Raw genomic sequence first — 10,715 nt, forward strand, 5'->3', positions numbered from 1 at the left:
AGCCCCCGCGGCGTCCGCGTCGGCCACCGCACCGCCGCCCACCAGACCACCTGGCTCACCGATCGGGTCGACCGCTGGGGCTTCACCCTGCTCACCACCGCCGACCTCGACGGCGAGCCCCTCGGCCAGCCAGCCGACGCCGATCCTGGCCTGGACCGCGGCGCACCGGCGCTACGGCTCACCGCCCGCGAACGCCTCAGCTTCACCAAGCGGCCGGCCGACGGGGCGCGGACCGGCCGGCGGGTGGTGCTGAACACGGCGACGTTCGAAGGCGCCCTCCGCGTCAGCGACCCCGCCCGGGCGCGTGAGACCGTGCTCCACGGCGTCGGCCCGGCCAAGGCCTACGGCTGCGGACTGATCACCCTCGCGCCCCTGCTCGCCGCGCCGGTCGGGGGCTGACATGTGGTGGCTGTCCGACCCGCAGGACCTGCACCGCGTCGAGGACCGGATCTCGACCCTCTATGTGGAGAAGAGCCACGTCGACCGCGCCGACAACGCCATTGTCCTGGTCAACAAGGAACGCACGGTGCGCGTCCCCGCCGCCCTCATCGCGACCGTCCTGCTCGGCCCCGGGACCCGCATCACCAGCGGCGCGGTCCGCCTGCTCGCGGATTCCGGCACCGCCGTGTGCTGGGTCGGCGAACGAGGTGTGCGAATGTACGCGGCCGGCCTGGGCGCCAGTCGCGGCGCCGGTCTGCTGATGCGACAGGCCTATCTCGTCACCCGGACGAAGGAACGCCTCGACGTCGCCCGGCGCATGTATGGCAAACGGTTCCCCGACGACGACGTCAGCACCGCCACCATGCAGCAGCTACGCGGCCGGGAAGGCGCCCGGATCAAGAAGATCTATCGCGCGCAGGCGGCCCGCGCAGGCGTCACCTGGAACAGGCGGGTCTACACGCACGGCGACCCGTTCGCCGACGGCGACGATGTCAACCGGCTGCTCTCCGCGGGGCACAGCTGCCTGTACGGGATCTGCCACGCCGCTATCGTTGGCATCGGAGCGAGCCCGGCCCTCGGTTTCGTTCACACCGGGGCGGCCACATCGTTTGTCCTCGACATCGCCGACCTGTACAAGGCCGAGTACACCATTCCCTTGGCGTTCGACCTTGCCGCCGCCGGACTGGTCGAGGAACGCGACATCCGCACCGCCTTCCGGGACCGAGTCACCGACGGCCACCTCATGGCCCGCATCATCCACGACATCAAGGACCTCCTCCTCGAGGACGCGGACGCGGACCTCGACGATACCGACGCCCTACACCTGTGGGACGACGTCGACGGCCACGTCCCCGGCGGGGTCAACTGGGCGATCGACCTCGCCGACGGGACCGACGACACCACGATCGTCGGTGTCACCGGCCCCGACACCGACCAGCCACCCCCACCCTGGTGACCGTCGTCGTCCTCATCGCCGTCGCCGAGGGCCTCCGCGGCCATCTCACCCGATGGATGATCGAGATCGCCCCTGGCGTCTTCGTCGGCAACCCCAGCGCCCGCGTCCGCGACCGCCTCTGGAATGTGCTGGCCGACCGCGTCGGCGACGGCCACGCAATCATGATCGAGCCAGCCGCCAACGAACAGGGCTGGTCCGCTCGCACCGCCGGCCGCGACCGCACCCACCCCATCGACTACGACGGACTGATGCTATTCGCCCGCCAACACCGCTAAACCCCCAGGTCAGCAAGCGTCGTCCCCGCACGCGCGGGGATCTTCCAATGGGACGGGTGAGGGTCCCTTTTGTTTGGCGGTCGTCCCCGCACGCGCGGGGATCTTCCCGTCCGGCGGGTTCTTCTCCCCCTTATCGGCCGGTCGTCCCCGCACGCGCGGGGATCTTCCCCCGTAGCTGACGCTAGATTCCCTCACCCGGGCGTCGTCCCCGCACGCGCGGGGATCTTCCCTTCGAGGCAGACGGGCAGCAGTGGCAAATACTGTCGTCCCCGCACGCGCGGGGATCTTCCCGCTCCACACCGATGCACACGTGCGCCACGGGCGTCGTCCCCGCACGCGCGGGGATCTTCCATTCCCCGGAGACCCTCGGTTCCCGAGAGGCATGTCGTCCCCGCACGCGCGGGGATCTTCCGCCCCTCAGATCTCCGCACGCCTGACCGAAGGGGTCGTCCCCGCACGCGCGGGGATCTTCCCCCACAGAGGTGCCGTACCGGGTGCTGCTCACCGTCGTCCCCGCACGCGCGGGGATCTTCCGGTGCTGTTCGCTCACCTGAGTCTCGCCACACGGTCGTCCCCGCACGCGCGGGGATCTTCCTCCGGCCGGTCGATCAGGTCCCGGGCGTAGGCAGTCGTCCCCGCACGCGCGGGGATCTTCCCCGGACCCGCCGCCACCTCCACCGGAGGGGTACGTCGTCCCCGCACGCGCGGGGATCTTCCGGCTGTTCGGCCGGACCACCAGGCAGGGGGATCGTCGTCCCCGCACGCGCGGGGATCTTCCACAGGTGGAAAACGTGATCCTTACCAGCGATGGTGTCGTCCCCGCACGCGCGGGGATCTTCCCCTGACCGGGTAGTCGACTGTGACGGGTGGGAGGTCGTCCCCGCACGCGCGGGGATCTTCCGTTCTTGGTCTCCTCGAGGTTCGTCGTCTCGCCGTCGTCCCCGCACGCGCGGGGATCTTCCACACCGGGGACTCGTCATCACGTTGGTACGTCAGTCGTCCCCGCACGCGCGGGGATCTTCCGCCCCTCACCACCATCCGCGCGCGCCCCGCAGAGTCGTCCCCGCACGCGCGGGGATCTTCCGTTGGTCCCGCAGGACGTCCCGGCTCAGGATCAGTCGTCCCCGCACGCGCGGGGATCTTCCCGGGGCACCGGCGGCGAGCTGGCCTCCGCCGGTGTCGTCCCCGCACGCGCGGGGATCTTCCCGCCCTTTCGGCGGCGCGCGGCCTCAGCCGCGAGTCGTCCCCGCACGCGCGGGGATCTTCCTCGCCCATGGCACCGGGCCGAGGATGGGTCGTGGTCGTCCCCGCACGCGCGGGGATCTTCCGCGGTCGTAGGAGTCGGCGGCGGCGTTCTGACCGTCGTCCCCGCACGCGCGGGGATCTTCCCGGTTGGACGACGAACGGCGGGCTCCACTCGGTGTCGTCCCCGCACGCGCGGGGATCTTCTCAAATCGTCGATCAGCTCTCCCTTCGTGACGGAGTCGTCCCCGCACGCGGGGATCTTCCCCACGGCAGGCGGATAGTCCAGCGATTCGGACTGTCGTCCCCGCACGCGCGGGGATATTCGCCGTCGGCGACAATGGTCTTCGCGGTCAGAGCGGCGGAATACTCAGTGGTTCCGATGCCGGTGGGGTCCCGGTGTGTGGTGGTGGGCCTTGCCGGCGATCATCCCGATGACGATGAGGGGCCAGGGGAACCACATGGCGCCGTGCGTCAGGATTGGCAAGGTCAGGAAGAGGGCGAGGAACGCGGCCGGGATCACGGCGTGTGGCGAGCCGACCAGGTGGAGCCCGTGCAGTCGGTCGCGCAGGCCGGGGCGCTGTGCCGGTGGCGCGGCGGGTTGCGGTCTGGGTTGCAGGTCCGCTGTGAGTGGGGTGAGCTCGTCGAGGGTGCGGGCTGCGTAGGCGTGGGCCAGTCGCTCGTCCGCCTCGTCCAGGGTGAGCTGTCCGGTGCCGGCTGCCCAGGCGAGCCAGTCGGCGGTGTGCGTACGGTCGGCGTCGCTGGCGCGCAGGCCGATGGGCGGCCCGGCGGTACCGCCGGGCACAACGTCGTGCTGGCGTAGGTACCGACTCCCGCTGGAGTCGCCAGGTCCATCCGCCATCGCCGCTCCTTCGCCGGAGGGGTCACCGCAACAACTTCCACGATATGCCTGGTGTCCGGGTTTCGCCGCGGGTAGCGCCGGCTGGTCGGACTGAGAAGAGGCGGTGGCACGCGGTGGTGGTGTCTCGGCGGCCCGGAGGGCGGTTCAGCGCCGAGGTGGCCAACCGGGGCGGGAGAAGTGTTCGCCCTGTACATGCAGGCGGACGATCTCTCTGGTGTAGGGCAGTGTCCGCTCCGGCAGCTCGTCGGGCGCGTACCACTGCAGCTTCGAACACAGCTCGGGCTCCCGGATGCTCGGTTCGCCCACCCACCGGGCGACGAGGAAGCCGAAGCCGATTCGGGCGCCGCTGTCCGGGGGCAGGGCGTGGGTGACGCCGACGAAGGTGACGTCGTCCTCCTCGACCCGGAGTCCCAGCTCCTCGTCCAGCTCGCGGACGGCCGCGGTCACCACGTCCTCGTCCGGCTCGAGACGTCCGCTGGGCAGCGCCCACCACCCGCTGCCGTAGATGTCGCCGGCCCGCCGGGTCAGCAGCAGCCGACCCTCGCGGACCACCAGCAGCAGCACGTCCACAGGTGTCCGGTGCTCGTCGCGGGCAGCATGCCTTCCGTCTCCGTTCACTCCATCGACGTTATCCGCCGTCAGCGGCCGAGGATCATCGGCGGCCTGCTTGAAGAGCGCGCACGGATGCCGCACTGATCCGTTCGTGGCGGACATGGTCGTCGGGATCGGCGTCAGGCCGACTGCTCCGGGCGGAGTCGGCTGTAACGCTGATCACGTGTCTCGGGAATGTCGGGACATTGTGGGGTCGTCGATGGTTGGATCCCAGGTCACCTCCGTCTGGATGGGTAATCAGAAAACGAACCGGTGGCCGGCGGGTGAATGTCAGGGAACGGGAATTCGACGTTTTCGGCGAATCTTCTCCCCGATTGATGTGAGCGCGCCTGCCGCGTGTAGGTGGCGACATCCCGATGACGGCTACTTGGTATGGTTTGCTCCGGTCTCTGCCTTTCTGATCCGCCCGTGGATCGTCACCCCGTGATTGGTGTGGCAAGCCAGACCCTCCACCGCCCGATTTCAGATCGCGTCCTCTCCTGTCACGACGACCACTCGGGGGGTCCCGTGTTCTCGCGCCGCCGGACGTCCGCACGCCGCTGTCCGCGCGCCTGGGCGGCCGTCACCGCACTCGCCGTGGCGGCGGCGCTCGCCGGCTGCGGGCCGGGTGCCGCGGCGTCGGTCGCGGCCTGCTCCAGCCCGGGGGTGAGCGGCGACCGGATCGACCTCGGCGTCCTGTATCCCGACTCGGGGCCGGTCTCGCCGATCTTCGAGGCGGCTCGGGCGGGAATCGACGCGCGACTCGGGGCGGTGAACGCCGCCGGCGGGATCAACGGGCGGCGTGTCGTCTACCAGTGGCGCGACGACCAGGGCTCGCCGCCGGCGAACGGCATCGTCGCCCGTGACCTCGTCGAGCAGCGACGGGTCTTCGGTGTCGTCGAGCTGTCCGTCGCGGCGTCGGGCAGCGCCGGCTACCTCGCCCAGCAGGGCGTTCCGGTGACGGGCCTGGCCTCGGAGCAGGTCTGGTCGCAGGCCCGGAACATGTTCGCCGCCACCACGGCCACCGACGCGGCCGTCGACACCCAGGGCCGGTTCGTCCGGGACCAGGGGGGCAGCCGCGCGGTGATCCTGCAGACGGCGCTGTCGGCGGGCATCACCACCACGGCCTCGACGTACGCGCGCAGCCTGTCGGCGGCCGGGGTCCGGGTGATGGGCACGGTCACCTTCACCACGGGAGTGGACGATCCGGTGGCGGTCGCCCGGCGGATCGTCGCCGCCCACGCGGACACCCTCGTCGGCGTCATCGAGCCGAAGGACCTCGTCGCCGTCCTGACCGTGCTGCGCAACGCGGGCCACAACCCGAAGGTCGTGCTGTCCGCCAACGGATATGACCACGCGTTGCTGCATACCTTCGGTCCGCAGGCGGCGGGAATCTCCGTGCCGGTGTTCTACCGGCCATTTGAGATCGGCGGGCCGGGGATCAGCGCCTATCTCGCGGCGATGCGTCAGTTTGCGCCGCAGATCGCCCAGCCCGAGCAGGATATTGCGGTGATCTCCTACATTAGCGCCGACATCTTCCTGCGCGGTCTGCAAATCGCCGGGAGCTGCCCGACCCGGCAGGGATTCATCGACGGCCTGCGCTCGGTGAACAGTTACGACGCCGACGGACTGATCAGCACCATCAGTTTCCGGGACGGTGCCGCCCGCCCCACCACGTGCTATTCCTTCGTCCAGGCCAATGCGGCCGGCAGCGGGTTCGTCGTGGTGGAGCCGAATCTCTGCGGCCACGAGCTCAGTCCCTGACCGCGCCACCAGCCCCGTCCGCCGTAGGCGCCGGCTCGCTCGGCGCCTACGGCGGACGGGCTCCGGCGGTGAAGCGGGCGAACAGGTCCACCTGCTGCCGGGCCGTACCCGCCAGCGGCAGAGCGCCGTGGGGCCGGGCACAGGCGCGCACCTGCGCTTGGCCGCAGCGATGGCCCCGCCGGCCGGTCCGCCCTATGCGGCCGAGGCGGGCGTCGACCGCCCACATTCGGTCTGCCTGATGACATCTGCACGATGTTGTCGGCTGCTGTGCGAAAAACTCGTCCTCATGGCGGACGAACAGATCGCTCAGGAGTATTTGGCGTCAGTGGGGAGCCGGCTGGCGACCGACGGATGTGGTCCGCGTTGGGAGGACTGGTCCGGGGCACCGGTTCTCGTCGGTCGACGCGCGGACTTCCGGCTGCGGTGGATGGGCACCAGGCTGCACCTGTTCACCATCGCCGCGGCCGTTCCCGAGATCACCGTCGCCACCATCGACACCTTCACCGCCCAGGTGCAGCGTTATGCCAAGGCGAACAAGGGCGGGCTGCCGGCAGGGATGCAGACCGGGGTCGCGGTGTTCCCTCTCCTGGTCAGCGGCCGGATCGACCCGGCCGCCATGGCCTGGGCCGTGGACCGCCAGCGGGTCCAGTTCGCCTGCTTGGCGCGTCCCGTGGTTGCCGATGTGACGCGGCGCCAGGTGGGTTTCCACCGCGGCCGGCCCGCCATTGGGCGCCTGTATGCGTCGCATCTCACCGACAAGGGCGAGAGCTACTTCGACTGCCCGGGTTGGACCCTCATCTGAGCCGTGGTGGCCCCGCCGGCCGACCCGGGACCGGTTCTCGGTGTCCGGGTCGAGCGGGTCATCAGATCGAGCGCGTCGATCGGCCGATCGGGCCGGCTCAGAGGGTCGAGTAGAGCCGCTCGGCCTGGTCGCGCTTGGTGTACAGCTCCCAGTAGATTTCCGCGATCGTGTCCGCCTGGGTCTCGGGGCCGCCGCGGCCGATGAAGGTCGCGAGCGGCACGTGGGCGGCATACACACCCTTGTCGGCGAGGGAGGCGTTGAGCGCCAGCACCCAGTTGCGCAGTGCGGCGGTCGCGAGGCCGATGTTGCCCATCTGGGGAAAGACCAGAGCGGACGAGGCCCCGGTGGTGACCAGCAGCGTTCCGGTGCCGCGCTCGATCATGCCGGGCAGCACGTGCTGGATGGCGGTGACCGCTCCGTACACGTAGTACTCGATCTCCGGCTGGATGCTCTCCACCGTCACGTCGAGTGCCCCGACGATCGGGTTCACGGCATTCTGCCGCCCGGCCGGCGCGGGGGAGTACTCCAGCACGTCGATCGGGCCGAGCTGCGCCTCGGCGCGGGTGAGCGCGTCGATGAGGGACGGCCGGTCGAGGACGTCGGCGGCGAAACCGGCCGCCGTGACGCCGTCCCGGGTGAGCTGGCCGGCGAGGTCGTCGAGCTTCGCCTGGTTGCGGGAGATCAGCGCGACGGCGAAGCCCTCCCGGCCGAAGCGGCGCGCGATGGACAGCCCGAGGCCGGGCCCGGCCCCGATGATGGCGATGGTCGGCATCTGCCGTTCTCCTTGCGTCGTGGGAGGCGATGCGGCGTGGGGAGCCGCGGGCCACTGTAGCGGATGCTCCGAGGTCGGAACGTCTGAAATAAGAACATCCTGGCCCGGACGATATCCGATAGGATGGTGCCCGTGCCCGTGCCGTCGCGTCCTTCCGCGAAGCTGTCGGTGGACCCGACGGTGACGCCTGCTGTGGGCAGGGCTGCCGAGGCGCAGCCCGCCGACCTCACCTGGCTGCTCAACCGGGCGGCCGCGCGCATGCGGGGGGAACTCGACACGGTCGCCCGGTTGCACGGCCTCGCCGGCGTGCGCGACTGGATCGTGCTGACCGCGCTCGGCGTCGAAGGTGGCCGCACCCAGCTTCAGCTCGGCCGGGAACTCGGCGTCGACAAGACCACGCTGACGTCGCTGCTGGATCGGCTCGAAGACGACGAGCTTGTCGTGCGCCGCCTCGACCCGCGCGACCGGCGCGCCCGCATCCCCGAGGTCACCGAGGCCGGCCGGCGGCTGCAGACACGCATCGCCGCGGCCCGCGACGAGGCGGAGGCCCGGCTGCTCGCCGCGTTCAGCCCGGACGAGCAGCGCCTGCTGCGCGCGTTGCTCACCCGGCTTGCGGACTCCACGGCCGCATCCGGCCCCTGCCTGTGAGGGGGTCCGGACTCCGTCGGCCGTTCGGTGGCAGAAATGCCGCGCCTGTCGCGCCTGCTGCGTACGGTGGTCCTGACCGTCTGTCGCCGCCGGGCTCGGATGCCGGCGTCCCATCCGGTGAGCAGGAGAACAGATGACCGTCAGCAATCCGCCGCTCTCGTCGCCTGCCGCCGTCGGCCCGCCGCCGCCGTTCGACCCGGAGCTGGCTGCGGCCCTCGAGCCGCTTGCGAAGTTCCTCAGCCCGTCGATCACCCCTGAGATGCTGCCGAGGTTACGGGCCGCCTCGGCGGCGCCGTCCGTTCCCGACGAGCAGCTGCACCGCGGCGGTGCGTTCACGGTGGAGGAGCTGTCGGTGCCCGGTCCGCCTGGTGCGCCCCAGGTCGGCCTGCTCGTCTGCCGGCCGCGCGCGGCCGCGACGCCGGCGGCGGTCGTCTACCACATCCACGGCGGTGGCATGATCATGGGCGACAACCGTGCCGGCGTGGCGGAGATCCTGGACTGGGCCGAGGCTCTGCACCTCGTCGTCGTCTCGGTCGAGTACCGGCTGGCCCCGGAGCATCCGCACCCGGCGCCGGTCGAGGACTGCTACGCGGGCCTGCTGTGGACGGCCGCGCACGCCGGCGAGCTGGGCGTGGCCTCCGGGCGGGTCGTCCTCGCCGGCACCAGTGCCGGCGGCGGCCTCGCGGCGGCGACGGCGCTGCTCGCCCGCGACCGCGGCGGCCCGGCGCTGGCCGGCCAGCTCCTGATGTGCCCGATGCTCGACGACCGCGGCGACTCGCCGTCCACCGCGCAGATGGCCGGGCTCGGAGTCTGGGACGGCACGTCGAACCGGACCGGCTGGACGGCCCTGCTTGGCGACGGCGCCGGCGGCCCGGACGTCTCCCCCTACGCGGCACCGGCGCGCGCCGTCGACCTGGCCGGCCTGCCGCCGGCGTTCGTCGACGTCGGATCCGCCGAGACGTTCCGCGACGAGGACATCGACTACGCCACCCGCCTGCTGCGGGCCGGGGTGCAGACGGAGCTGCATGTCTGGCCCGGCGGCTTCCACGGCTTCGCCCTGTTCGCGCCGCGGGCGCGGATCTCCCAGGAGTGCGCCGCCGCCCGGCTGAACTGGCTTCGCCGCCTGCTGATCACCGCCTGACACCCGCGTGGACCGCGGATGGAACAGTTCGCCGGTGGGCAAGGTTGAGAATGCAGTACCGGCGTCCCGTCCCGACCCGAGGAGATCGAGGAGATCAACATGACCGAGTACGGACTACGGGTCGGCCGGGCGGAACTCGTCTCGGCGGGCCCGATCGCCTTCGGCCCGGCGGGGATCCTGTTCCTCGCTGACAACGCCGCGGCGAGTGTCTTCGCGGTCGACGTCGCCGACCCGGGCCCCAGGGCCGGGTCGGGGCCGTTCGAGCTGGCCGACGTCGACGGGCGGGTCGGCTCGCTGCTCGGCTGCGACGCGGCTGACATCGCCATCCGCGACCTCGCCGTCCACCCCGACTCGGGCAACATCTACCTGTCGGTGCAGCGCGGCCACGGCGAGAGCGCCCAGGCGGTGCTGGTGCGCATCGACCGGGCGGACGCCTCGATCAGCGACGTGCCGCTCACCGACGTCCCGGTCGCGGCGGTGGCGATCGCCGACGCCCCGGCCCCCGACGACGAACGCGTCGATGTCATTCTGCCCCTCGGCGACGAGGGCGAACAGATCACGGTCGGCTCCCGCACGATCCGCATCCTGCGCCGCCAGATCCGCACCTCGACGGTCACCGACATGGCGTATGTGGACGGGGCGCTGCTGGTCGCCGGCCTGTCCAACGAGGAGTTCTCCTCGAAACTGCGGCGGATCCCGTTCCCGTTCACGGACGGCGCCGATGCGGCGGGCAACAACCTGGAGATCTTCCACGTCTCGCACGGGAAGTGGGAGACGGCGGCACCGATCCGCACGTTCGTGCCCTACGACGGCGGCCGCGCCATCCTGGCCAGCTACACCTGCACGCCGGTCGTGCACTTCCCGCTGGTCGAGCTGGCCCCGGGCACCAAGGTGGTCGGGCGCACCGTCGCCGAGCTCGGCGCGATGAACCAGCCGCTGGACATGGTCTCCTTCGTCCAGGGCGGCGAGGAGTACCTGCTCGTCGCGAACACCTCGCATGGCCTGATCAAGATCGCTCGCCGCGACATCGACGCCCAGGCCCCGCTGACCGAGCCCACCGAGCCGATCGGGGTGCCGCGGGAGACCGCGGACCTGCAGGGCATCACCAAGCTTGCGAACCTCGACGGCGAGCACGTGCTGGCCCTGCAGACCGACCCCGAAGGGCGGCGGCATCTGCGTTCGTTGAAGTCCGCCTCCTTGTAGGCGGGCGGGGGGCGTACGG

11 protein-coding genes and 1 CRISPR repeat array are annotated in these 10,715 nt (G+C 71.2%); of the genes, 8 read left to right on the forward strand and 3 right to left on the reverse strand.

Going from position 1 to position 10,715, the window contains the following annotated elements; genetic code table 11:
* The 3 genes from NBZ83_RS24720 to cas2e all read left to right on the forward strand — a co-directional run.
* Positions 1–399 (forward strand): type I-E CRISPR-associated protein Cas6/Cse3/CasE (locus tag NBZ83_RS24720; protein ID WP_261575896.1); only part of this gene is annotated, 399 nt, incomplete at its 5' end.
* Position 400: 1 nt separating this feature from the next.
* Positions 401–1,396, forward strand: a complete 996-nt coding sequence (gene cas1e, locus NBZ83_RS24725) for a type I-E CRISPR-associated endonuclease Cas1e (protein WP_261570694.1) — start codon at positions 401–403, stop codon at positions 1,394–1,396.
* The gene (gene cas2e, locus NBZ83_RS24730; RefSeq protein WP_261570695.1) at positions 1,393–1,671 is read left to right on the forward strand and encodes a type I-E CRISPR-associated endoribonuclease Cas2e; all 279 of its coding nucleotides are present in this window, start codon (positions 1,393–1,395) and stop codon (positions 1,669–1,671) included. Before cas1e ends, cas2e begins: the two co-directional genes overlap by 4 nt.
* An 18-nt stretch (positions 1,672–1,689) precedes the next feature.
* Positions 1,690–3,121: a CRISPR direct-repeat array (repeat unit 28 nt; unit sequence GTCGTCCCCGCACGCGCGGGGATCTTCC).
* Between the two features lie 162 nt (positions 3,122–3,283).
* Here cas2e and NBZ83_RS24735 read toward each other — a convergent pair.
* Together NBZ83_RS24735 and NBZ83_RS24740 are read right to left on the reverse strand one after the other, a co-directional pair.
* The gene (locus NBZ83_RS24735) at positions 3,284–3,775 is read right to left on the reverse strand and encodes a DUF1707 SHOCT-like domain-containing protein (RefSeq protein WP_261570696.1); all 492 of its coding nucleotides are present in this window, start codon (positions 3,773–3,775) and stop codon (positions 3,284–3,286) included.
* Positions 3,776–3,919: 144 nt separating this feature from the next.
* Positions 3,920–4,345 carry an NUDIX domain-containing protein gene (locus NBZ83_RS24740; RefSeq protein WP_261575897.1) on the reverse strand — a complete coding sequence of 142 codons (426 nt, stop codon included), beginning with the start codon at positions 4,343–4,345 and terminating at the stop codon, positions 3,920–3,922.
* 549 nt (positions 4,346–4,894) lie between these two features.
* Here NBZ83_RS24740 and NBZ83_RS24745 point away from each other — a divergent pair.
* Positions 4,895–6,130 carry an ABC transporter substrate-binding protein gene (locus NBZ83_RS24745; protein ID WP_261570698.1) on the forward strand — a complete coding sequence of 412 codons (1,236 nt, stop codon included), beginning with the start codon at positions 4,895–4,897 and terminating at the stop codon, positions 6,128–6,130.
* Between the two features lie 238 nt (positions 6,131–6,368).
* Positions 6,369–6,932 carry a levansucrase gene (locus NBZ83_RS24750; protein ID WP_261570699.1) on the forward strand — a complete coding sequence of 188 codons (564 nt, stop codon included), beginning with the start codon at positions 6,369–6,371 and terminating at the stop codon, positions 6,930–6,932.
* A gap of 97 nt (positions 6,933–7,029) precedes the next feature.
* Here NBZ83_RS24750 and NBZ83_RS24755 read toward each other — a convergent pair whose 3' ends face one another.
* Positions 7,030–7,704: an SDR family NAD(P)-dependent oxidoreductase gene (locus NBZ83_RS24755; protein WP_261570700.1), complete on the reverse strand. Its 675-nt coding sequence runs from the start codon at positions 7,702–7,704 to the stop codon at positions 7,030–7,032.
* 123 nt (positions 7,705–7,827) lie between these two features.
* Between NBZ83_RS24755 and NBZ83_RS24760 the strand changes: the two genes are divergently transcribed.
* From NBZ83_RS24760 to NBZ83_RS24770, 3 genes are all read left to right on the forward strand, one after another.
* Positions 7,828–8,352: a MarR family winged helix-turn-helix transcriptional regulator gene (locus NBZ83_RS24760; RefSeq protein ID WP_261570701.1), complete on the forward strand. Its 525-nt coding sequence runs from the start codon at positions 7,828–7,830 to the stop codon at positions 8,350–8,352.
* Positions 8,353–8,485: 133 nt separating this feature from the next.
* Positions 8,486–9,493, forward strand: coding sequence for an alpha/beta hydrolase (locus NBZ83_RS24765; RefSeq protein WP_261570702.1), 1,008 nt, complete (start codon positions 8,486–8,488; stop codon positions 9,491–9,493).
* Between the two features lie 99 nt (positions 9,494–9,592).
* Positions 9,593–10,696 carry a hypothetical protein gene (locus NBZ83_RS24770; protein ID WP_261575898.1) on the forward strand — a complete coding sequence of 368 codons (1,104 nt, stop codon included), beginning with the start codon at positions 9,593–9,595 and terminating at the stop codon, positions 10,694–10,696.
* Positions 10,697–10,715 lie beyond the last annotated feature (19 nt).

The sequence above is a fragment of the Frankia gtarii genome (genome assembly GCF_025403375.1).
GTDB lineage: Bacteria > Actinomycetota > Actinomycetes > Frankiales > Frankiaceae > Frankia > Frankia gtarii.

Coding starts and splice junctions, on each gene's coding strand:
- cas1e (WP_261570694.1), top strand. CDS start 401: ATGTGGTGGCTGTCCGACCCGCAGGACCTGCACCGCGTCGAGGACCGG.
- NBZ83_RS24735 (WP_261570696.1), bottom strand. CDS start 3,775: ATGGCGGATGGACCTGGCGACTCCAGCGGGAGTCGGTACCTACGCCAG.
- NBZ83_RS24750 (WP_261570699.1), top strand. CDS start 6,369: ATGACATCTGCACGATGTTGTCGGCTGCTGTGCGAAAAACTCGTCCTC.
- NBZ83_RS24755 (WP_261570700.1), bottom strand. CDS start 7,704: ATGCCGACCATCGCCATCATCGGGGCCGGGCCCGGCCTCGGGCTGTCC.
- NBZ83_RS24760 (WP_261570701.1), top strand. CDS start 7,828: ATGGTGCCCGTGCCCGTGCCGTCGCGTCCTTCCGCGAAGCTGTCGGTG.
- NBZ83_RS24765 (WP_261570702.1), top strand. CDS start 8,486: ATGACCGTCAGCAATCCGCCGCTCTCGTCGCCTGCCGCCGTCGGCCCG.
- NBZ83_RS24770 (WP_261575898.1), top strand. CDS start 9,593: ATGACCGAGTACGGACTACGGGTCGGCCGGGCGGAACTCGTCTCGGCG.